The sequence below is a fragment of the Tenacibaculum sp. Bg11-29 genome (assembly GCF_002836595.1).
Lineage (GTDB): Bacteria > Bacteroidota > Bacteroidia > Flavobacteriales > Flavobacteriaceae > Polaribacter.
The window spans coordinates 2,275,395-2,298,681 of sequence record NZ_PJBB01000003.1 but is presented as its reverse complement, the minus strand read 5'-3'; the positions used below and the strand labels follow the sequence as shown (position 1 = coordinate 2,298,681).

Below are 23,287 nucleotides of genomic sequence, written 5' to 3'. Positions count from 1 at the left end.
TTTTTAAGCTTTTTATCATAAAAAACACCCTTTATCACATATTATTTAGTACTTTTAAAATCATTAAAACTCTTTATTTTTCGATTTATTTTAGATTATAGACCAACAAAATTGCCTTAAAACGAATCAATAATCAACCACTATGCAAGACCAAAACTTTATAATAAAAATAGCTGTATTAGCTGTTTATGTTGCGATTTTATTTCTAATTGGAATTTTTGCTTCTCGCCGAATTAAAGGAATGAGTGATTATTATGTAGGTGGAAAAAAAATGGGCTTTTGGGCTGTTGCTTTTTCAGCAAGAGCAACTGGTGAATCTGGTTGGTTGCTGATTGGTCTTACCGGAATGGGTGCTATCGCAGGTTATTCTGGATATTGGGTTGTTGCAGGAGAATTACTTGGAGTATTTGTTTCCTGGCAATTTATGGCAAAACGTTTTAAAAGAAGATCTGATGCATATGGAGCTATTACAATTCCTGATTACCTTCAAAGTCATTTTAAATCATCAACACACACACTAAGAATTATAGCAGCATCTGTTCTCGTAATTTTTATTGTAATATATGTTGCTTCACAAATAGATGTTACTGGCGTTGCTTTTAAATCGATGCTTGGAATCGACTATAAAATAGGAGCTTTAATCGGTTTTTTAATTGTTCTTACTTATATATTTATTGGTGGTTTTGTTGCTGCGGTTTGGTCAGACTTATTTCAGGGGTTACTTATGTTTTTCGGATTGGTCTTATTACCTATCGTTGTATGGTTTTCTATGGATCATGGCGCAGGAATTACTGAAGGGTTAAATGCTATAGACCCAACACTAACACAAATTATGGGTAGAAGTACTGATGACTGGATGAATCTTTTTACAATTTTAGGGTTCTCAATGATTGGTTTAGGATTTTTAGGTTCTCCGCAAGTATATGTTCGATTTATGTCTATAAAAAATGAACAGGAAGTAGACAAAGGTAAATGGGTAGCCACTGCTTTTACATTACTAACAGATGCTGCTGCTGTTACTATTGGAATACTTGCTCGTATTTATTTCACAAAAGAAGGACAAAACCCAGAGGCAATTTTAGGTAATAATGGAGAGAATGTTTTAAGTATGATTACTGAAAGTTTTTTACCTACAATTTTGGTAGCGATTTTTGTAGCCATCGTTTTATCTGCTATAATGTCTACCATTGATTCTCTTTTAATATTAGCTTCAAGTGCCATTACAAGAGATTTTTATCAGAAAATATTTAGACCAGAAATAAAAGATGAAAGCCTTACCAAAATATCTAGAATATCAACAGTTATTATGGCTTTTACAGCTTTAATAATTGCCATGATTATGAATTATGTATCTCCAGACAGGCAAGTCTTTTGGGTCATAATTTTTGGTTGGTCTGGAATTGCAGCTACATTTTGCCCTGTAATTATTCTATCGCTCTTTTGGAAAGGTTATTCTGAAAAAGGAGCTATTGCCTCTATGATATCAGGATTTATAGCTGTGATATTATTCAACTTTGTTTTTAAAGAAATGGATAGTGTTGGTGAATATTTCGTTGCTCTTGATGTACTCGCGCCTTCTTTTGCGGTGGCAATGATCGCTGGTTTAATCGTATCTAAAATGTATCCTCCAAGGATTGAGGCTATAAAAATGATTGAAAAAATTGATGCAGAAACCGAATGATAAATTCATCTTAAATTGAGAATACTTATTAATCATTTAATTTTGCCATAAAGCCACAATAGTTTAAGTATGAAGTAATCTTTAGGTTCAAAATAAGATTACTTCAATGATTCTACCAAAATTAATTATTATGATTCTAATGGAACTTCTGGTAATTTATTTTTAAAACTAGGAGCATTATCTCTATAAGAAACTAATTTCTTTTTAGAAACTATAACTAGTAAGTCTTCATTTAAAGTAAATAACGTTGCTCCCCTAAATGTTTCTAGTAATAGTTTTTCTATTTCAGCTATTGCTTCGCTTAAAGAGAATTGTTTATATATCTCTTCCTCAGTATAACGGTATTTGAATTGAAAAATTTCTCTTCCTTCAATCAAAAACAAACGCATATATACGTTTTTTAAGCCTTCACTTTTTCTAAGAGGTTTACTTAATGTTAGTTTAACAAAGCCATCGTTCGTTAGGCTTTGTTGTAATATTGTAAAAAGTTGTTTAAATTCACTCATATTGCAAATATAAAAAAAGCTCAAGTTTAAAACTTGAGCTTTTTAATTTATATATAATTTAAAGCTTATGCTTTAAAATTAATTTTACGCATACGTAAGCTTAATGGAGTAACTTCTAAATACTCATCCGCTTTAATATATTCCATATTTTCTTCTAAAGAAAAATCTACTTTCGGTGCAATTTTCATAGCTTCATCTGTACCAGATTTACGCATGTTAGTTAATTGCTTTCCTTTAACTAAGTTTACAGCCATTTCATCAGATTTACTGTTCTCTCCAATTACTTGGCCAACATAAATCTCTTGGTTAACATCGATAAAGAATTTACCTCTATCTTGTAAACGGTTTAATGCATATGCAGTTGCTTTACCAGCTGCTGCAGAAACAATTGCTCCTTTTACTTCTTCCGTAAAGTCTCCTTTATAAGGACCGTATTCACTAAATCTGTGGTTAATAATAGCTGTACCTGCAGTTGCAGTTAAAATTCTGTTTCTTAAACCAATTAATCCACGAGAAGGTATTGTAAACTCTAAGTGTTGTAAATCTCCTTTAGGCTCCATAATCATTAAGTCTCCTTTACGTAAAGAAACTAAGTTTACAGCTTTAGAAGCAACATCTTCTGGCACATCAATAGACAATGTTTCCATTGGCTCATGTTTCTTACCATCAATCATTTTAATAATTACTTGTGGTCTTCCCACTTGTAATTCATAACCTTCACGACGCATTGTTTCAATTAATACAGATAAGTGTAATACTCCACGACCGAAAACATTAAATTTATCTTCAGAATCTGTAGTTTCAACTTTTAATGCTAAGTTTTTTTCTAATTCTTTAAACAGACGATCACGAATGTGACGAGATGTAACAAATTTACCTTCTTTACCAAAGAAAGGAGAGTTGTTAATTGTAAACAACATACTCATTGTAGGTTGGTCAATTTCTGTTCTTGGTAATGCTTCTGGGTTTTCTAAATCAGCAATAGTATCACCAATTTCAAATCCATCAATACCTGTGATAGCACAAATATCTCCACAAGGAACTTTTTCTACTTGAACTTTACCCATTCCTTCGAATATGTGCAATTCTTTAATTCTTACTTTTTTAGTAGAACCATCTGCTTTACATAACATATAGTCTTTACCAGCTTCTAAATCTCCTCTAAAAACACGTCCAATAGCAATTCTTCCTGTAAAAGAAGAAAAATCTAAAGAAGTAATTTGCATTTGTGGAGTTCCTTCGTTGTATTTAGTAGCAGGAATAGATTCTAATACAGCATCTAATAAAGGTATGATGTTATCAGTTTCATTTTTCCAATCAGTACTCATCCAGTTGTTCTTTGCAGAACCATAGATTGTAGCAAAGTCTAATTGCTCTTCAGTAGCTTCTAAAGCAAACATTAAATCGAAAACTTTTTCATGAACAATGTCAGGAGTACAGTTTTCTTTATCTACTTTATTAACAACTACAATTGGTGTTAACCCTAATTCTAAGGCTTTTCCTAATACAAAACGAGTTTGTGGCATAGGGCCTTCAAATGCATCAACTAATAATAAAACACCATCAGCCATTTTTAATACACGCTCTACTTCTCCTCCGAAATCGGCGTGACCAGGTGTATCAATAACATTGATTTTTGTATTCTTATAATTTACAGATACGTTTTTAGAAAGAATCGTAATTCCTCTTTCACGCTCTAAGTCATTGTTATCTAATAATAAGTCAGTACGTTCTTTACGATCGTCTAAAACTTTTGCCTGATCTATAATTTTGTCTACCAAGGTAGTCTTACCGTGATCAACGTGTGCTATAATAGCGATATTTCTAATTGGTTGCATTCTTGCTCGTTTTTTAAAGCTGCAAAAGTAGTGTTTTAAAAATGAAAACAATAAAAATGAAGCTGAATTATTTTTCTTCTTCTAAAGGTTCATCGTCTGCTCTAAAGGCACTTGGCAAAATATCTGGAATTAATTTTATCAATAAAGGGAGTAATAATGCGCCTCCGGGTAGCATAAATACAGTAAAAGCAGGAATTGCTTTACAAATATCTAAAAGTTGTTCTTTTACCTTTCCCTTTTCTTCATCAGTCAATTTTGTGGTAATAGATTTTTTAACCAAAAAAACTAATTCTTTACTTTCTTGAAGTTCTTTTGCTACTCTTTTTTTATTTTTTTTTATTACTTCCTTTATTTCATCAACCGCATTCATTACAATTTACGTCGTTTTCTTTCTGTTTTTAATAAATTAAGTTCTCTAGAAGTTTGTCCTTCTATTGAAGTATTTTCTTCTGCTCTACGAATTAAATAAGGCATAACATCACGTACAGGACCAAATGGAACATACTTTGCTACATTATAGCCTTGTTCTGCTAAGTTAAAACTTATATGATCACTCATACCATATAACTGACCAAACCACATACGATTATCATTTGATTTAACATTATACTCTTTAGCTAAATCTATTAATAAAGAAGAACTCTCTTCATTATGAGTTCCTGCAAAAATAGCCATACTTTTATGTTCCATCATAAATCGAATTGCTTCGTTATAATTAGTATCAGTAGCCGGTTTATCTTTACAAATTGGAGAGGCATATTCGTTCTTTTCCGCTCTCTCACGTTCCTTCTCCATATACGCACCACGTACTACTTTCATACCTATGTGGTACCCTTTTTGATATGCTTTTTGATGTAAACCTCTTAAATAATCCATACGATCATGACGATACATTTGTAATGTATTGAAAACAATCGCTTTCTCTTTATTATATGTCTCCATTAATTCTTCAACCAAATTATCAGCTGCATCTTGCATCCAACTCTCTTCAGCATCAATTAATAAAGGAACATCTTTTGCTACAGCTAATTTACAAACTGTATGAAAACGTTCTACTACTTTAATCCATTCAGATTTTTCTTCTACCGTTAATTCTTTTTTCTCTGTTAACTTTTGGTACAAAGCAAAACGTCCAAATCCGGTTGGTTTAAAAACAGCATAGGGTATCGATTTTTTTTCTTCAGCAAAATCAATTGTTTTTAATGTCATTCTTAATACATCATCAAAACTTTCTTCTTCTTCTTTTCCTTCTACAGAATAATCTAACACACTATGTACTTTACCTTTTGTAAACATTTTATCTATTACAGGTAAACAATCATCTTCTGTTACACCTCCACAAAAATGATCAAAAACCGTAGAACGAATTAATCCTTCAACAGGCAAGTGTGCTTTTAATGCAAAATTAGTTACCGCTGTACCAATACGAACCATTGGTTGGTTTTGTATCATTCTAAATAAAAAATAAGCACGCTCTAACTCTGAGTCTGATTTTAATTTAAAAGCCGTTTCTGTATTATTAAAAAGTGTCATTACTAAAAAAATTTAATCTATAGTTTGTAAAGACAAATATAACTGACTGTAATCATATTATTTTAATTTTTTCTATTTATTTTCGCCTCTAAATTATAGATTACAATGACTACTATTCAAGCTGTAACATACCCTATTCATTTTAATGAAAAGGCATATAACGAGTTAACGAACTTAATTCGTAAAAACAATTATTCATCTATCTTTATGCTGGTTGATGACAATACTCTTGAACATTGTTATCCTCGATTTATACAATTATTAGAAACAGATAAACCAATAGAAGTAATTCAGATTGAGGCTGGTGAAATTAACAAAAACATAGAAACTTGTGTTGGTGTTTGGAATGCCATGACCGAATTAGGTGCCGACAGAAAAAGCTTATTAATTACCTTAGGGGGTGGTGTTATTACTGATTTAGGTGGTTTTGTTGCTTCTACTTTTAAACGTGGAATCGATTTTATTAATATTCCCACTACCCTACTTAGCATGGTTGATGCTTCTGTTGGTGGTAAAACTGGAGTTGATTTAGGTGTTTTAAAAAATCAAATTGGTTTGTTTGCTAATCCTGAAATGATTGTACTTGATCCAGAATATTTACAAACACTTATTGCTCGTGAAATTAGATCTGGTACTGCTGAGATTATTAAATACGGGATGACACATGATATTCGCCTTTTTAATGAGATTAAAGATAATGCAGATTTGAATATTATTGACTTAATTCATCGTTCTATTGAAATTAAAAACGAGGTTGTTTTAGAGGATCCTACAGAACAAAGTATTCGTAAAGTTTTAAATTGGGGGCATACAATTGGGCACGGTATTGAGTCTCATTTTTTAGAAAGCTCAGCTAAAGAAAACTTAACTCATGGTGAAGCTATTGCTATTGGTATCGTTTGTGAAGCCTATATTTCTGCCGAACTTCTAGGTTTTCCTTCTGATAATCTTCAAGATTTAAAGAAAGCTATTATCGCTATTTATGGCAAAGTAATCATTTTAGAAGAAGATTTTTCTGCAATTATGGAGTTAATGAAGCATGATAAGAAAAATGTAGCCGGAGAGATTAATTTTGTTCTCTTAAAAAACTATGAAGATTTTAAAATAGATTGTAAAGTTCCGAGTGAATTAATTATTGATAGTTTAAAATATTACAATTTATAAAATGTAAAAAGCGCAACTTAGGTTGCGCTTTTATATTAAACCACCTCTGAACAACTTTTATAAATTGCTTCATAAACAGGCAATATATTTTCTAAAGAGAATAACTTAATATGCTCCTTAGCATTCATTTTAAATTGATTTAAAACGGTAGTATCTCTTAATATTTTAATTGCGTTTTTAGCCATATCATCTACATCACCAAGATTACTTAAATAACCTGTTTTACCATGAATATTTACTTCTGGTAAACCTCCACAATTTGTTGATATCACAGCCGTACTTGCTGCCATTGCTTCTAAGGCTGCTAAACCAAAGCTTTCAGTTTCTGAAGGCAATAAAAACACATCAGAATAACATAGAATTTTCTCAACTTCTCTACTATTCCCCATAAACAATACTTTATCTTGTAGTCCAAATTTGTTTACTAAATTTTCTGCCTTTAAACGCTCTGGTCCATCCCCCACCATTAATAATTTTGATGGAATTTCTTTTTGAATCTCATTAAAAATCTTAATCACATCATCGGTACGTTTCACTGGTCGAAAATTACTTACATGTGTTAAAATTTTCTCTTCTGGTTTAGCCAATGCAATACGTTTACATTCTGTTTGATGTGCATTGTCATATTTTACACCATCAATAAAATTATAGACCACTTTAATGTCTTTTTCAATATTAAATAAACGTAACGTATCTTCTTTTAAACTATTAGATACGGTTGTTACTTCATCTGATTTATTAATACTAAATTCTACTGCAGTTTTATAAGTAGGGTGACTTCCTACCAAAGTAATATCTGTACCATGTAAAGTAGTAACTACCTTTACATTTATACCTTTATCTTCTAACATTTTTTTTGCCATATACGCAGCATACGCATGTGGTATAGCATAATGTACATGTAAAACTTCTAATTGGTGCTTTTCAACTACTTCCACCATTTTACTAGACAAAGCTAATTCATAAGGTTGGTATTGAAACAACGGATACTCTTCTAAAACAACTTCATGAAAATGTAAACGATGTGAAAAAAAGTCTAATCGAACGGGTTGGTTATAGGTTATAAAATGTACTTCATGACCTTTATCTGCCAATGCCATTCCTAACTCAGTTGCTACTACTCCACTTCCTCCAAATGTAGGATAACATACAATTCCTATTCTCATATTTACGCTTGATTATTATAGTATCGTTATTGACGTAAATCTACAATTTTACTTACGTTTTTTTGTGAATAAAAGCATAAAAAAAACGTCATTACGAAAGAAGTGAAGTTCTCTTAATATTTTAAGATTACTTCGTCATACTTCTTCGTAATGACGTTTATAATATATTGTTACTAAAATTTAACTTTTAATAATCTCCTAATGTCTCAGGGTTTTGAGCTAATGACTCAGCTAACTGCTCATCATTTGGTGCTTTACCATGCCAAGCATGTGTATTCATCATAAAATCGATACCATTCCCCATTTCTGTATACAATAATACACAAACTGGTTTTCCTTTACCTGTACGAGATTTTGCATCTGCCATTCCGCTTAAAATAGCTTCAACATTATTTCCTTCTCTTACTTCTAATACATCCCAACCAAAAGCTTCAAATTTAGCTTTTAAGCTTCCCATTGCTAATACTTGATCTGTAGTACCATCAATTTGCTTTTCGTTTACATCAATAGTTGAAATTAAATTATCAATTTTTTTTCCTGATGCATACATTGCTGCTTCCCAGTTCTGCCCCTCTTGTAGCTCACCATCACCATGTAATGTGTATACAATTTTATCATCTCCATTTAACTTCTTAGCTTCTGCTGCACCAATAGCAACACTCATACCTTGTCCTAACGATCCTGAAGCGATACGAATACCTGGTAATTTTTCATGTGTTGTTGGGTGTCCTTGTAAACGAGTATTTAACTTTCTAAAGGTTGCTAACTCAGCTACTGGAAAAAATCCACTACGAGCTAAAACACTGTAATATACCGGTGAAATGTGTCCGTTAGATAAAAAGAATAAATCTTCTTTATTACCGTCCATTTCAAAATCAGTAGAATACTCCATGATTTCTTGATACAGACATGTTAAAAATTCTGCGCATCCTAAAGATCCTCCTGGATGTCCTGAACTAACTGCATGTACCATTCGAACGATATCTCTACGAACCTGTTGTGTAAAATCTTGAAGTTGTTGTGTTGTTGGCATTGTTGTTTTGTTTTGTGTGAGCAAAAGTAACGGTTTATAAAACAATTGCCAATTTCTTTTTTTAATTCTTAAAAGAAAAAGGGTTCGTGGTTGTAAAATTTCTTTTTCATTTAATTTCCCCTTTCTAAATAATTTAGTATTCGAACCCTTTTGTTTACGTAGCTCAAAGAACCTCTATGTTTTATTAACACGCAATAAAAGGTAGTCTACTTTCATGAAACCCGAGTAAGAAAAAACATAAATACCTCAATATCAACACAAAAAAAAAGACTTATTTTAACAACGTAAACAGTAAATTTGAGGCTTATAATATTTACACATGTCCTTTTTTTTAAAAAAAACACTTATTTTTTCTTTATTATTCATAATTAATTTAACTATTAATAGTCAAAACACTGCTTTTTCTTTAGATTCTTTATCTCAAAAAGGCTATAACGAGTTGTCCGATTTATTTTACGAAAGTAAACCCGACACCTTAAAAGCAATTACATATGCAAATGCTTATTTTTCAAAAGCCATAAAAGAAAAAGACACTATGGAAATGGTTAATGGCAAATATTATTTAGCTGATATAAAAAATGATGAAAATATTTATTTAAATTATTGTGATTCATTAATAAAACTAACAGAAACAAAACCTAACAAAAATTTTCCCAGTTGTATATATATTGACAGAAGTAAATACTATCTTCATAAAAATGTAATTAACAAATCATTAACCGATGTCTTAAAAGTAATAGAAATTACAAAAAAAATAAAAAATGATAGTCTGTTAAACATAAGCAAAATGTTCTTGGCACTATTAAAAAGTAGACAAAAAAAACATAAAAAATCCAATATTCTATACAAACAAGTATATAATTATGTCTTAAAAAATCAATATTTCAATCCTAAATCTGATTTTTATTCCATTATTGTTAATATGCCTTTTTCTTATATTCACTTAAAAAAATATGATTCTGCTTATATCTATTGTAATAAAGCAAAGTCTATTTATAAAAAAAGTATGGACTCATCTTTTTACTTAGGTAATTTAAATAAAATATATGCCACTATTAATTTTAAACAAAAAAACTTTAATAAAGCTATATCCTATTACAATAAAGTAACACCTTTCTTAATTGATGATGAAAATTACTATGCTCTTAGAAATAATTTTTATTTAATAGCTAAATGTTACGATTCTTTAAAAAATCATAATTCAGCATTAAAACACTATTTAAAAGTAGATTCTTTACATCAACTACATAAATCACCTTCAGAAAACTTACAGTTCACCTTTAAATATTTAACTAAACATTATAAATTAAAAAGTAATTTTAAAAAACAACTTTATTATTTAGATAAATTATTAAAAATTAAAAATGCCCTAAATGAACAACACAAATCACTAGATAAAACTTTTACTGAAGAATACGACATCCCAAATCTTTTAGCTGAAAAAAAAGCGATTATATATACGTTAGAAAAACAAATTCAAAAATCTAAAAGAAATAAACTTATCTACCTATCTCTTCTTTTTATAACTACCTTATTAATTCTTTACCAATTAAAAAAAAGAAATATCTATAAGAAACGTTTTTTAGATTTAGTTAATCAAAGGGAGTCTATTAAACATATAACTATACAAAACACAAAGAATACTGTTACAAATAAACATAATATACCTAACAATATTGTTACTTCAATTTTAAAAGAACTAGATATTTTTGAAAAAGAAAAAGCTTTTTTAAATAGTGATAACAGTTTACAAGCTTTAGCTAATAAAGTAAATACGAACACTAATTATTTATCTAAAGTAATAAACCATCATAAAAACACTACTTTTTCTAATTACATTAATAACCTAAGAATTAATTATACTGTTAAAAGGTTAAAAACAGATTCTTTATTAAGAAAATATACTATTAAAGCTATAGCAAATGAAGTTGGCTTTAAAAATGCAGAATCTTTTTCAAAAGCTTTTTATAAGTTCACAGAAATTAAACCTTCTTATTTCATTAAAGAATTAGAGAAAACGGAAATTAATATTTAAATATAATTATGTTTTTTGCTTCTTCTTTTTTGCTGCAGGAAAAAGCACATTATTTAAAATTAAACGATAACCTGGTGATGTAGGGTGTAAATCTAATTCTGTCTTTGGATCACCTATTCTATGCTGATAATCTTCAGGGTCATGACCACCATAAAAAGTAAACATTCCTTTCCCTTTCGTTCCATGTATATATTTACCTTCTTTGTTGGTACTATTTTCTCCCAGAACAATAACAGTAGATTTCATTGTATTGTAATCAAACGAAGTCGTTTGTCCCATAAAACCTTTTACCAACTGTGTATGGTTTTGTGTTAACATGGTTGGTACTTGATCCCATTTTGCAGAGAACTCCTTTAAAGTAAAATAATCCACCTCTTTTTTTATTCTTCGTTTTCTTGTCATATCTATTGATGAAAACTCGTATGTTGTTGGGTTTCTAATTAATTGAAAATCTTTAAACGCAAATGTTTTATTAAAATCTATTTTTGATTGATAACTAGGTTCAGATGCATCACCATCAAACATCCCTTCACAAATATCAATACCATCGGCAGCCAAAGAAATATCAAAACTATCAGTAGCTGAGCACATTGCAAACATAAAGCCTCCACCAACTACATAATCACGTATTTTTTTGGCTACTGCTCTTTTTTCTTCAGAAACTTTAGTGTATCCTAATTTTGTAGCCAATGCTTCTGCATCTTTTTTCTGTTGAATATACCAAGGTGCAGTTCTAAACGCACCATAAAAACGTCCATATTGCCCTGTAAAATCTTCGTGGTGCAAGTGCAACCACTCGTACAGTAATAATTTATCATTCAGTACTTCTTCGTCATAAATTACATCAAACGGAATTTCAGCATAGGTTAATACCATGGTTACGGCATCATCCCAAGGCATTTTGCCTTTTGGTGAATACACTGCTATTTTTGGTGCTTTTTCTAAAGTTACTGCTTCTTGATTTTTAGAGGGTGAAGAAATTTCTTCTAAAATTAATGCCGATTTAGCATCTGTAATTACTTGATATGAAACTCCCCGTATTTTACATTCTTTTACTATCGATTCATTATTTTCTATTAAAAAAGCGCCTCCATCATAATTTAACAACCATTTTGCTTTTAAACCATTTTGTAGCGCGTAATAAACAATTCCGTATGCTTTTAAATGATTCTTCTGATTTTCACTACTCATTGGCACATAAACAAATGATGCCAAAATTGAGTTTGAAAGAAATAAAAATAATAGTAAAAATAGCGTTTTCTTCATATTAAAAACTAAAATACACAATTACTAAGTAGCAATTGTGTATTCTTTTATTTTTATAGTTATTTAAGTTCTAAAACGGAACATCATCATCACTAGGTCCAAATGCATCTTCTGGCGACACAAAATCACTAGAAGCTACATCTGTATTAAAACCAGATTCTATACCTGTGTTCATACTCGACTGAAACTCACTACTAATTCCTTCTTCTAAATCTGAGAATAAAGCTAAGTGACCTGTAAATTTTAGACGAATATTATCCATTCCACCATTACGGTGTTTTGCTACAATAAATTCACCCTGACCTTCACACGGACTATGATCATCATCATCCCATTCTGTCATTCCGTAGTATTCTGGTCTAAAAATAAACGATACAATATCGGCATCCTGCTCAATTGCTCCAGATTCACGTAAATCTGATAGTAACGGACGTTTAGATCCTCCACGAGTTTCCACCGCACGAGATAACTGAGATAAGGCAATTACGGGTATACTTAATTCTTTTGCTAGTGCTTTTAAGTTACGAGAAATGGTTGATATTTCTTGCTCACGATTCCCTCCTGCTCCACCAGCTGTCATTAACTGTAAATAATCAATAACAATTATTTTCACATCGTGTTGCGATACTAAACGTCGTGCTTTTGCACGTAAATCAAAAATTGAAAGCGCTGGAGTATCATCAATAAATATTGGGGCATCAGAAAGTTTTTTAACTTTTACATTTAACTGTTCCCATTCATGTGGTTCTAAATTTCCTTTACGTAATTTCTCTGATGTTAATCCTGTTTCCGAAGAAATCATACGTGTAATTAACTGTACCGATGACATCTCTAATGAAAAAACAGCAACACCATGTCCAAAATCAATCGCCATATTTTTAGCCATTGAAATTACAAATGCTGTTTTACCCATACCCGGACGTGCAGCAATAATAATTAAATCGGATGGTTGCCAACCCGAAGTTAATGCATCTAATTTCGTAAATCCGGTAGCCAAACCACTCATCCCCTCTTTACCTGAAATTTCTTGTATTTTAGTAATAGATTGTTGTACTAACGAATCTGCTCTTTCAGCTCCTTTTTTAAGATTCCCTTGGGTTACTTCAAATAATTTACCCTCGGCATCATCTAATAAGTCAAAAACATCTACCGTCTCATTATAAGCACTTTCTATAATCTCAGACGAGATTGTAATTAACCTACGTTGTATATATTTTTCTAATATAATTCTGGCATGAAACTCAATATGCGCAGAAGATGCTACTTTTTGAGTTAAACCGATTAAATAAAAATCACCTCCTGCTAAATCTAAGGTACCGTCTTTTTTTAACTGATTTGAAACCGAAAGTAAATCAATCGGTTCTGAATTTTGAAACAATGTATAAATAGCTGCATATACTTCTTGGTGCCTTTTATCATAAAAAGAATCAGGACTTAGAATATCAATTATTTCATCAATCCCTTTCTTATCAATCATCATAGCACCTAAAACAGCTTCTTCTAATTCTAAAGCTTGTGGTGGTAATTTCCCTTTTTCAAGGCTAATAATTTTAGATTTTTCTGCTTTCGTTCCTCTGAGAGATTGAGTTCTTTCCATAATTGCAAATGTAAAATTTTAAGATGATACTTACAGGGGCTACCCTTAACTTTCTTTATACAAAATTTTGTAAACAAAACTGTTATTAACTTGTTGATAACCTACTAACTTTCTTATTTTTGAATTTATGCAGTACAATAAAAAACAAATAATATTCGCCTTAACCTTACCTTTTCAATTATTGATTGTGCAATTTTTAAGTCAAAAACCTCAATGGGTAGAGCAATATTACAGTAATGGACTATACCCATATATCTCTTCTTTTTTTAGATTTATTTTTGGATGGATTCCATTTTCCGTTGGTGATGTTTTAGGTTTTGTTTTGCTATTTTCATTAACAAGAGCTATTTATCGTTTGATTAAAGATCGATTTAAAAATAGTATTACGCTATTAATAAGACTTACGGCAACTTTAGCTATAATTTATTTTTGTTTTTATACTTTTTGGGGATTGAATTATTTTAGAGAACCTTTAGCTAAAAATCTTGGACTACAACAATCCAATTACACCACAGAACAATTAATACAAACAACTAAAAAAATTGTTTTAGAACTAAATAAAATCCATCTAAAAATTACAGATAACGATACTATTAAAATTGAATCACCGCATACCCAAAAAGAAATTTACACGTTAGCACCTAATGGTTATAAAAAATTAGCAGTTATTTATCCGCAGTTAACATACAAAACCTCTTCAATAAAAAACTCTTTAGTTAGTTTATTTCAATCTTATAATGGTACTGCTGGTTACATAAATCCAATTACAGGCGAAGCTCAAATAAATGATATGATTCCAAAAACAGGATATCCCTCAACAACCTGTCATGAAATGGCACATCAAATTGGTTGGGCTGCTGAAAATGATGCTAACTTTGTTGGTTTTCTTGCATCAATTTATAATGATGATATCTACTTTAAATATTCAGGATACCGCATGGCTTATAATTATTGTATTAGTCAGGTTTATAAGCATGATAAAAAACTAGCTAAAGAAATAAAACATAGTGTAAACAAAGGAATATATAAAGATTATAGAGGCAGTTATTTACATTGGAAAAAATTTGACAATCCTATTGAGCCTTATTTTAAAAAAGGTTACAATTCTTATTTAAAAGCAAACAATCAATCAAAAGGAATTAAATCTTACAGTTATGTAGTAGATTTGTTAATTGCTTACTTTAAGCAAAAAAAATAAAATTATTATCTATGAAATATTTTTCTGCTGTTTTTGTTTTTTTTTTATCTATTTCCTGCAATTCACTTCCTGATTTAAAAGATGAATTTAATTGTAAAATCTTAAGTACAAACGATGATTTAAAGATACATAATGATGTTAGAAACATGTTTAGCACTCAACTTCCAAACAACTGGAAGGTAAATTTATATTACGACAATACAAAAACATCTATTTATGCTGCTGACACAACTCTTAGCTTAACAAAAACGACACTTATTGATGTTACTTTAGTGCATAAAACTGCTTTTATTGACAATACTTTTAAGCAAAAAATTACGGATGATAATAAGAGAATGCAATTATCAGAAGTAAAAACGAATGCTATAAACTTATTAAACAAACCTTCATACTTCAGTTATGCTAAAGGTAAAAAAAACAATTATACATATCATATTTTAAATACATTTACCAAAATAAACTCTGAAAATTTCTTACATATTAAAACTGAAGTTTATGGAGATTCTTTAGTTGATAAACGAATATGTAACGCCATAAAATTAATAGACAAAATACAATTGAATTAGTTATTTTTGAAACGCTTAAAATTATAACAATGAACAAACAACATATCATCGATAGATTTATAAAATATGTAACTATTGATACTGAAAGTGATCCTAACAATCCTGCTTTTCCTAGTACAGAGAAACAATGGGATTTAGCAAGAGTTCTGGAAAAAGAATTGAAAGAATTAGGAATGGAAGATGTTGACTTAGATGAAAACTGCTATTTAATGGCTACGTTACCTAGTAATTTAGATTACGAAGTACCAACTATCGGTTTTGTTGCTCATATTGATACAAGCCCTGATTTTACTGGAGCAAATGTAAAACCTCAAATTCATGAAAATTATGATGGTAAAGATATCCTTTTAAACAAAGAACAAAACATTGTACTTTCTCCTGATTATTTTGATGACTTATTGCAATACAAAGGGCAAACAATTATTACTACAGATGGTACTACTTTATTAGGTGCTGATGATAAAGCTGGTGTTACCGAAATTGTTTCAGCAATGGAATATTTAATTCAAAACCCAGAAATTAAACACGGTAAAATTAGAGTATGCTTTCCTCCTGATGAAGAAGTTGGTAAAGGAGCTCACATGTTTGATGTAGAAAAATTTGGTGCACAATGGGCTTACACGATGGACGGAAGCCAAATTGGTGAGCTAGAATATGAAAATTTTAATGCAGCTGGTGCAAAAATTACTATTAATGGTAAAATAGTACACCCTGGATATGCAAAAGGAAAAATGATTAATTCAATGACTATCGCTAGTGAATTAATCAATGCTTTACCTGAAGATGAAGTTCCTGAAAAAACGACTGGTTATGAAGGTTTTTTTCATTTACATCAAATGGAAGGAAAAGTAGAAAAAACAGTTTTACAGTATATTATTAGAGATCATGATATGGAATTGTTTAAAAACCGTAAACAAGCTATGTTAGATTTAGTTTCTGTAATGAACACTAAATTAGGAAAAGATCTTATTGAAATTGAAATAAAAGATCAATACTACAATATGAAAGAAAAAGTAACTCCTGTTATGCATATTGTTGATATTGCTGAAGAGGTTATGAATGATCTTGGCATAAAACCTTTAATTAAAGCGATTCGTGGTGGTACTGATGGGTCACAATTATCATATAAAGGGCTACCTTGTCCGAATATATTTGCTGGTGGCCATAACTTTCATGGGCGTTATGAATACGTTCCTGTAGAGAGTATTCTTAAAGCTATTGAAGTAATTGTTGGTATTACTGAAAAGGTAGCTACAAAATTTAAATAAAAGATTATTTCTTATAAAAAAAACTCTAGCATATGCTAGAGTTTTTTTTTGATATTCCTGCCCCCTACAGAAAACACCCTAAATATAAAGTAAAACCCCTTTCTTTAATTTCAATACAAAGATGATTTATTTTTACACCATGCATTACAGGAAAAACACCTTATTTTTTCACAAAAAAACTAGATTTGTATATTTCTTATAAATAATTTGTCAAAAAAAAATGCTTATCTACATTTGACACTTATTAATACATAGACAAAAAATGAATAGAGAAGAGTTATTAAATTTAGCCAATAAGTATGGTTCGCCACTTTATGTATATGATACTGAAAAAATAATAAATCAGTATAAAAATATGACGGCTGCTTTTTCTAAAGTTAAAAACTTAAAGATAAATTACGCTGTTAAAGCACTATCTAATATAAATATTTTAAAAGTATTTAAAACCTTGAAAAGTGGTTTAGATACGGTTTCTATTCAAGAAGTAAGATTAGGTTTACTTGCAGGTTTTGCTCCAAAGGATATTATTTATACTCCAAATGGTGTTTCGCTTCAAGAAATTGAAGAAGTTGCCAAACTAGGAATACAAATTAATATTGATAATTTATCTATACTAGAATTGTTTGGGCAAAAACACCCAAAAACACCTGTTTGTATTCGAATTAATCCGCATATAATGGCAGGAGGAAATAGCAATATTTCTGTTGGACATATCGATTCTAAATTTGGAATTTCAATTCATCAAGTACCTCATATAAAGCGAGTAGTTGAAAATACTGGAATGCGTATTAACGGCATACATATGCATACAGGTTCTGATATTTTAGATATTGATACATTTATAAGAGCCTCTGATATATTATTTGATGTTGCTAAACAATTTAAAAATATTGACTTTATTGATTTTGGAAGTGGATTTAAAGTTCCTTATAAAAAAGACGATATCTCTACAGATATCATTGAATTAGGAGATAAATTATCTGACAGATTTAATAAATTTTGCAAGGTTTACGGAAAAAACGTTACGCTAATGTTTGAACCAGGTAAGTTTTTGGTTAGTGAATCAGGTTATTTTTTAGCTAAAGTAAATGTAATTAAACAAACAACCTCTACTGTTTTCGCTGGTGTTGATAGTGGAATGAATCATTTAATACGTCCAATGCTTTATAACTCACATCATACTATCGAAAATTTATCAAACCCTAAAGGTAGAGAACGTTTTTATAGTATTGTTGGTTACATATGCGAAACTGACACGTTTGGATCTAATAGAAGAATTAATGAAATATCAGAAGAAGATATTTTATGCTTTAATAATGCGGGTGCTTATTGTTATTCAATGGCCTCTAATTACAACTCAAGATTTAAACCAGCTGAGGTTATGATCTATAAAGGAAAGGATTATTTAATTAGAAAAAGAGAAACAATAGAAGATATTCTTAGAAATCAAGAAGATATTAAAATTATGTAGTCTTAATAATAACGAATTACAAAATGTTAAACCTGAACAATATTAATTATTGTTCAGGTTTTTCGTTTTATTTTTTAATAAATTGTATAAACTAAGTATTCTTTTTAGCATAGTATTTTTATAATTAAACAAAAAAAAACCTATTCAAAATGAATAGGTTTTTATAAATGTATTTTTTAATTCTTACTTTTCAGCAACAACTTCAAAAACGATATCAGCAACAACTGCTCTGTGTAAACGTACAGCTGCATTGTATTTACCTAATCTTTTTACACTACCTCCAGTAACTTTAATAAATTTCTTATCAATTACAGTACCAGCTTTAGCTAAAGCTTCAGCAACATTAATATTGTTTACTGAACCAAATAACTTATCTCCTGAACCTACTTTAGAAGTAATTTTTAATTCATACCCTTTAACAGCTTCTGCTATTTTAGTAGCATCTTCTATTAATTTAGCTTCTTTAAAAGCACGTTGCTTTAAATTTTCAGCTAATACTTTTTTAGCTGAAGAAGTAGCTAAAATTGCATATCCTTTAGGAATTAGGCTGTTACGACCATAACCATTCTTAACAGTTACAACATCGTCTTTAAAACCTAAATTTTCTACGTCTTGTTTTAGTATCAATTCCATGTCTCTACTTCTTTATTATTTTAATAAATCACCAACATATGGCATTAAAGCTAAATGACGAGCTCTTTTAATAGCTTGTGCAACTTTACGTTGATATTTTAATGATGTTCCTGTTAAACGTCTTGGTAAAATTTTACCTTGTTCGTTTACTAAATACATTAAGAAGTCTGCATCTTTATAATCGATGTATTTAAAACCGTTCTTTTTAAAACGACAATATTTTGCTTCTTTTTTTGTTTCAATATCAAGCGGAGTTAAGTAACGTACTTCTCCCTGCTTGTTTCCTTTTGACTGTTGTTCTATTGTTGTTGACGCCATTTCTTACTTTTTTGCAGATTTAACACGTTCTCTTCTTTTTTCAGCCCACGCTTCAGCATGTTTATCTAACCTTACAGTTAAATAACGCATAACACTATCATCTCTTCTGAATTCTAATTCAAAAGCAGTAATAGCATCACCTGCCACTTTGTAGTCTAATAAGTGGTAAAATCCACTTTTTTTCTTTTCGATTGGGTAAGCTAATTTTTTTAAGCCCCAATCTTCTTTAGAAATCATTTCTGCACCTTTAGAAAGTAAATAGTCCTCAAACTTCTTTACTGTCTCCTTTATCTGAGTTTCAGATAAAACGGGATTCAAAATGAAAACAGTTTCGTAATGATTCATAATTAGATTGTTTAAAATTTATTTTAAGCCTGCAAATATAAGTGTTTTTAACCTATAAAAAAATGATTTCCCTTTTTTATTAACTTGCTTGTTTTTAGTATTTTTACACTTCAATATTAATCGATCTTATTTATGAACATCCCTGAACTACCAAATATAATTCATTATGCTATTCCTTTTTTTGTTTTAACAATAATCATTGAAGTAACTTTAACTGTTAAAGTAAAATTGGAGGATTATGAATTTAAAGATGCAATGACATCAATTACAATGGGCTTAGGAAATGTTTTTATTGGCTTATTTACAAAAATACTTGCTTTAGCTTTTTTCACCTTTTTATACAACTATCGTTTTTTTACAATACCTTTTATTTGGTGGTCATGGATTTTATTACTCTTTGCTGATGATTTTGTTTATTATTGGAACCACAGAATTGCACATGAAAGTAGACTTTTTTGGGCAAGTCATGTGGTGCATCATTCTTCTACAAAATATAATTTAAGTACTGCTTTACGACAAACATGGTCGGGTAGTTTTTATACTTTTATCTTTTGGGCACCTTTAGCTCTTTTAGGCTTCCATCCTCTAATGATTTTAATGCAAATGAGTGTTAGTTTATTATACCAATACTGGATTCATACAGAACTAATTCAAAAAATGCCTAAATGGTTTGAAGCAATTTTTAATACCCCAAGCCATCATAGAGTACATCATGCTACAAACCCACAATACTTAGATAGAAATCACGCAGGTATTTTTATTATTTGGGATAAACTCTTAGGTACTTTTGAACCTGAAATAGAAAAACCTGTTTACGGTTTAGTTAGCAACATAAACACGTACAACCCTATTAAAATCGCTTTTATTGAATGGTACAATATGTTAAAAGATGTTTCTACAAGTAAAGCTTCTATAGGGAAAAAGTTTTTATATTTTTTAAAACCTCCAGGGTGGAGACATGACGGAACAGGCAAACTTTCTGGTGATTTACGTCAAGAATGGGAAGAAAACAAAAAAGGAGAAGTTTAAAACTGCTCCTTTTTTGTTTAATTAATATCAAATCGTAAACCTAATGAAATATTTCTTGTATCAGTATTTTTAAATAATGGGTTTAAATCATATTTTACATATAACCCACACCCTTCATAAGCAAGATAAGCACTTAACCCATAATTAATTATATTCGTATTAAAACTTGCTTTTTGCAACTCTTCTACATTTACACCTTCTGCATTATTATATTCTAGATATTGTCGTGTTCCTAATTTAAAACCAAAGAAACCTCCTAGTCCAAAACGAATAGACTCATGTGTTCTATCAACGATTCTATCATCTGAATACTTTTTATTTTTTGAAAAATCAAATTCTAAATGCATCGGAAAATTCATTTGAACATGACGTAACCTACTCTCTGAAAGCCCATTTTGATGTACTTTTAAGATCGTTTCTTTTCCGTTTACAACATGGTACTTATTATTTTTTGCTCTTAAATTATTCCAAAGAAAAGAAACACCGTATTTAAAATATGCTTTTGAAGGTTGTTTAGAAATACGTGTTTTCCATGTTAAACCTAATTCATAAAAATGTGATTTCCAAAACTTATAGTCAGAATCGTTTAATGAATTAAATTTATTATTAGTTAAAACATTATTTACTCCTAGCGCAAAAACAATTTGAGAAGTTGTTCTTTTATCTCTTTCCCTTTTGTTCTTCTTTTTTTCATCATTATTTGCATTTACATGAAGAATTCTTCTATTAAAAATTGTAATATCAAATCCATCTATTTCTGATGAACTCATTATTTTTCCATCAATTTTATCTTGAACTAATTGTTGTAATTTTTGCTCTTGAATGCTTACTAATTTTTCAATTTGAGTTGCATGATAAAGTGCTGTTATTTTTTTTAATGGAATGGCCTCATCGCTAGTAAGCTCATTTTTATCAATTTTTAAATTAATTTCTTTCACTTTATCTTTTAAAGAATCTTTTTGTTGTTTAGTAATCTTATCAATTTTTTTTGATATTTTTTTCACTTCACTTTCAAATGTTCTCTCTTGAGATTGGGCAACAGTTGTTACTAACAACACTAATAATAGTATTCTTTTCATTTTATAAATTTTTAAATTAAACAGGTAATTAGCTTGGTCAGTTTACTTAATCAATAATTGGTAAGCGCTTATTTATTTCTATCAGCAATTGCAACAATTACATCAGATAGTTTTAACTTGAATTTTCGCATAAAATTTTTCTTAAAATCAGCTTCTTCTAAATCATACTCTACTTCTGCCAAAATAGTTTCTGGGTTAATTTTAAGATTAGACCTCATCAGTTCTTTTTTAATCGTTTCTAAAACTTTTTCCCTTTTAACTTTATATTTAGCGTAATACTCTTTTACTTCTTGTGGCGAATGTGTTACTGCGAACAATAAATCATCGCTATTAACCTTTACCCTCGAAATAAGTACTTGTTTTTTTTGTGTATTAATATTTAACAAGCTAGTATTTTCGTTCGCTATTTTTAATACTTCTATTTTAATAGTTTCAGTTATTTTAACTGGCTCATTTATTAAACTAGCTATTTTTTCTTTTTTAGACTCTTTATAATTTTTAAAATCAGAGTTTTTAGCCGTTTTATGGTTATTTTTATTCTTTACATGTAATGTCTTTACAATTGCCTCTTCTGTTGATAAAATATCTTCTAAATTAATCTTCTTTATTTTTACTGTATCTAAAGAAGTTTCAACTATAATAGTATCAATAGCATTTTCACTACTGTTAGTTACTTGATAAAAAACACCAAGGCTAATTAATATAGCGACACTAGCTACATACCCTAAATAAAGCATCCCTTTTTTCTTCTTTTTATGCTGCTCATTATCTAACTGAACATTTAAACGTTCCCAAGCAGATGAAGATGGTTTTAACTCTCTATCTTTTAATTTACTTGCTATATGTTTATCTATATTATTTATTTGCTTTTTCAATCTTATTCATTTTTACGTAATTATTTTGCAACCACTTTCGTGCTTTAAATAATTGTGATTTAGAAGTACCTTCAGATATATTTAATTTTTCTGAAATTTCTGAATGCTTATAACCTTCAATAGCATATAAATTAAAAACTAGCTTATATCCTTCGGGTAATTTATCTATTAATGTTTGTATATCTTCTACTGAAGTATTTTCTAAACTCTCGGTAGCTACACCATTAAAAACATAATCTTCATCTGTTAATTTAATTGGATTTTTTTTATTCAAATATGTTAGACAAGTGTTTACCATTATTCTACGAATCCAACCTTCAAAACTTCCTTCACTTTTAAATTTTTTCAAATTGGTAAAAACCTTCAAAAAACCTTGTAACATTAAATCTTCTGCATGGTGTAAATCTTTTACATATTGCCTACAAACTCCCAACATTTTAGGAGAAAACTGCTCAAACAATTGTTCTTGTGCCTCCCTATTATTGTTTATTGCTTTTTTAATGAGCAACTTTTGTTTGTTATGCAATGGTATAATTTTCAAGCCTTTTGCTCTGTTTTTGTTGTCTTACAAATATATAGACTATGATTCTTTAAAAAAGGTTGCTTCTTAAGCAAAAAGAATCTCCATCTTTATAAAAATGGAGATTCTAACATTCTATTAAATAATTTTATAGAGTTTATAAAAA

At 29.7% G+C, this 23,287-nt stretch carries 22 protein-coding genes; 8 read left to right on the top strand and 14 right to left on the bottom strand.

Going from position 1 to position 23,287, the window contains the following annotated elements; all coding sequences use genetic code 11:
- Positions 1–142: 142 nt before the first annotated feature.
- The gene (locus CXF68_RS10480) at positions 143–1,681 is read left to right on the top strand and encodes a sodium/proline symporter (protein WP_101044449.1); all 1,539 of its coding nucleotides are present in this window, start codon (positions 143–145) and stop codon (positions 1,679–1,681) included.
- A gap of 128 nt (positions 1,682–1,809) precedes the next feature.
- Here CXF68_RS10480 and CXF68_RS10475 read toward each other — a convergent pair whose 3' ends face one another.
- The 4 genes from CXF68_RS10475 to CXF68_RS10460 all read right to left on the bottom strand — a co-directional run bounded on the left by CXF68_RS10475 (position 1,810) and on the right by CXF68_RS10460 (position 5,558).
- Entirely contained in the window at positions 1,810–2,187 is a 378-nt protein-coding gene (locus CXF68_RS10475; RefSeq protein ID WP_101044447.1) for a hypothetical protein, read from the bottom strand.
- A 65-nt stretch (positions 2,188–2,252) separates the two neighbouring features.
- Positions 2,253–4,025, bottom strand: a complete 1,773-nt coding sequence (gene typA / locus CXF68_RS10470) for a translational GTPase TypA (RefSeq protein ID WP_101044445.1) — start codon at positions 4,023–4,025, stop codon at positions 2,253–2,255.
- A 67-nt stretch (positions 4,026–4,092) separates the two neighbouring features.
- Positions 4,093–4,395 (bottom strand): LETM1 domain-containing protein, encoded by a 303-nt coding sequence (locus tag CXF68_RS10465; RefSeq protein ID WP_101044443.1) that lies wholly within the window; start codon positions 4,393–4,395, stop codon positions 4,093–4,095.
- Positions 4,395–5,558, bottom strand: coding sequence for a proline dehydrogenase family protein (locus CXF68_RS10460; RefSeq protein ID WP_101044441.1), 1,164 nt, complete (start codon positions 5,556–5,558; stop codon positions 4,395–4,397). Before CXF68_RS10460 ends, CXF68_RS10465 begins: the two co-directional genes overlap by 1 nt.
- A gap of 105 nt (positions 5,559–5,663) precedes the next feature.
- On the opposite strand from CXF68_RS10460, the gene aroB reads away from it, so the two are divergent.
- Complete coding sequence (gene aroB, locus CXF68_RS10455; protein ID WP_101044439.1) at positions 5,664–6,722, top strand: 3-dehydroquinate synthase; 1,059 nt, start codon at positions 5,664–5,666, stop codon at positions 6,720–6,722.
- Between the two features lie 35 nt (positions 6,723–6,757).
- Here aroB and bshA read toward each other — a convergent pair whose 3' ends face one another.
- Together bshA and CXF68_RS10445 are read right to left on the bottom strand one after the other, a co-directional pair.
- Positions 6,758–7,888: an N-acetyl-alpha-D-glucosaminyl L-malate synthase BshA gene (gene bshA / locus CXF68_RS10450; protein WP_101044437.1), complete on the bottom strand. Its 1,131-nt coding sequence runs from the start codon at positions 7,886–7,888 to the stop codon at positions 6,758–6,760.
- 187 nt (positions 7,889–8,075) lie between these two features.
- Positions 8,076–8,921, bottom strand: a complete 846-nt coding sequence (locus tag CXF68_RS10445) for a transketolase (protein WP_101044435.1) — start codon at positions 8,919–8,921, stop codon at positions 8,076–8,078.
- A gap of 319 nt (positions 8,922–9,240) precedes the next feature.
- On the opposite strand from CXF68_RS10445, the gene CXF68_RS10440 reads away from it, so the two are divergent.
- Complete coding sequence (locus CXF68_RS10440; RefSeq protein ID WP_101044433.1) at positions 9,241–10,956, top strand: helix-turn-helix domain-containing protein; 1,716 nt, start codon at positions 9,241–9,243, stop codon at positions 10,954–10,956.
- A gap of 6 nt (positions 10,957–10,962) precedes the next feature.
- Here CXF68_RS10440 and CXF68_RS10435 read toward each other — a convergent pair whose 3' ends face one another.
- Entirely contained in the window at positions 10,963–12,222 is a 1,260-nt protein-coding gene (locus CXF68_RS10435; protein ID WP_198553795.1) for an asparagine synthetase B, read from the bottom strand.
- A gap of 70 nt (positions 12,223–12,292) precedes the next feature.
- A complete protein-coding gene (dnaB, locus tag CXF68_RS10430; RefSeq protein ID WP_101044431.1) occupies positions 12,293–13,819 on the bottom strand; it encodes a replicative DNA helicase in 1,527 nt (508 codons plus the stop codon).
- A 127-nt stretch (positions 13,820–13,946) separates the two neighbouring features.
- Here dnaB and CXF68_RS10425 point away from each other — a divergent pair, with 127 nt between their 5' ends.
- The 4 genes from CXF68_RS10425 to lysA all read left to right on the top strand — a co-directional run bounded on the left by CXF68_RS10425 (position 13,947) and on the right by lysA (position 18,322).
- Positions 13,947–15,017: a DUF3810 domain-containing protein gene (locus CXF68_RS10425; RefSeq protein WP_101044429.1), complete on the top strand. Its 1,071-nt coding sequence runs from the start codon at positions 13,947–13,949 to the stop codon at positions 15,015–15,017.
- A gap of 11 nt (positions 15,018–15,028) precedes the next feature.
- Positions 15,029–15,583, top strand: coding sequence for a hypothetical protein (locus CXF68_RS10420; RefSeq protein ID WP_101044428.1), 555 nt, complete (start codon positions 15,029–15,031; stop codon positions 15,581–15,583).
- A gap of 29 nt (positions 15,584–15,612) precedes the next feature.
- Positions 15,613–16,851 carry a peptidase T gene (gene pepT, locus CXF68_RS10415; RefSeq protein WP_101044426.1) on the top strand — a complete coding sequence of 413 codons (1,239 nt, stop codon included), beginning with the start codon at positions 15,613–15,615 and terminating at the stop codon, positions 16,849–16,851.
- Positions 16,852–17,113: 262 nt separating this feature from the next.
- Entirely contained in the window at positions 17,114–18,322 is a 1,209-nt protein-coding gene (gene lysA / locus CXF68_RS10410; protein ID WP_101044424.1) for a diaminopimelate decarboxylase, read from the top strand.
- Positions 18,323–18,505: 183 nt separating this feature from the next.
- On the opposite strand, the gene rplI is transcribed toward lysA, so the two are convergent.
- The 3 genes from rplI to rpsF are packed head-to-tail and all read right to left on the bottom strand — an operon-like array spanning position 18,506 to position 19,618.
- The gene (rplI, locus tag CXF68_RS10405; RefSeq protein ID WP_101044422.1) at positions 18,506–18,955 is read right to left on the bottom strand and encodes a 50S ribosomal protein L9; all 450 of its coding nucleotides are present in this window, start codon (positions 18,953–18,955) and stop codon (positions 18,506–18,508) included.
- Positions 18,956–18,970: 15 nt separating this feature from the next.
- Positions 18,971–19,273: a 30S ribosomal protein S18 gene (rpsR, locus tag CXF68_RS10400; protein ID WP_028889754.1), complete on the bottom strand. Its 303-nt coding sequence runs from the start codon at positions 19,271–19,273 to the stop codon at positions 18,971–18,973.
- Positions 19,274–19,276: 3 nt separating this feature from the next.
- Positions 19,277–19,618, bottom strand: coding sequence for a 30S ribosomal protein S6 (rpsF, locus tag CXF68_RS10395; protein WP_101044420.1), 342 nt, complete (start codon positions 19,616–19,618; stop codon positions 19,277–19,279).
- Positions 19,619–19,750: 132 nt separating this feature from the next.
- On the opposite strand from rpsF, the gene CXF68_RS10390 reads away from it, so the two are divergent.
- Positions 19,751–20,647 carry a sterol desaturase family protein gene (locus CXF68_RS10390; RefSeq protein WP_101044418.1) on the top strand — a complete coding sequence of 299 codons (897 nt, stop codon included), beginning with the start codon at positions 19,751–19,753 and terminating at the stop codon, positions 20,645–20,647.
- A gap of 17 nt (positions 20,648–20,664) precedes the next feature.
- Here CXF68_RS10390 and CXF68_RS10385 read toward each other — a convergent pair whose 3' ends face one another.
- From CXF68_RS10385 to CXF68_RS10375, 3 genes are all read right to left on the bottom strand, one after another.
- Complete coding sequence (locus CXF68_RS10385; RefSeq protein WP_101044416.1) at positions 20,665–21,726, bottom strand: hypothetical protein; 1,062 nt, start codon at positions 21,724–21,726, stop codon at positions 20,665–20,667.
- Between the two features lie 68 nt (positions 21,727–21,794).
- Positions 21,795–22,601, bottom strand: coding sequence for a hypothetical protein (locus CXF68_RS10380; RefSeq protein WP_101044414.1), 807 nt, complete (start codon positions 22,599–22,601; stop codon positions 21,795–21,797).
- Positions 22,582–23,142, bottom strand: coding sequence for an RNA polymerase sigma factor (locus tag CXF68_RS10375; RefSeq protein WP_101044412.1), 561 nt, complete (start codon positions 23,140–23,142; stop codon positions 22,582–22,584). Before CXF68_RS10375 ends, CXF68_RS10380 begins: the two co-directional genes overlap by 20 nt.
- Positions 23,143–23,287 lie beyond the last annotated feature (145 nt).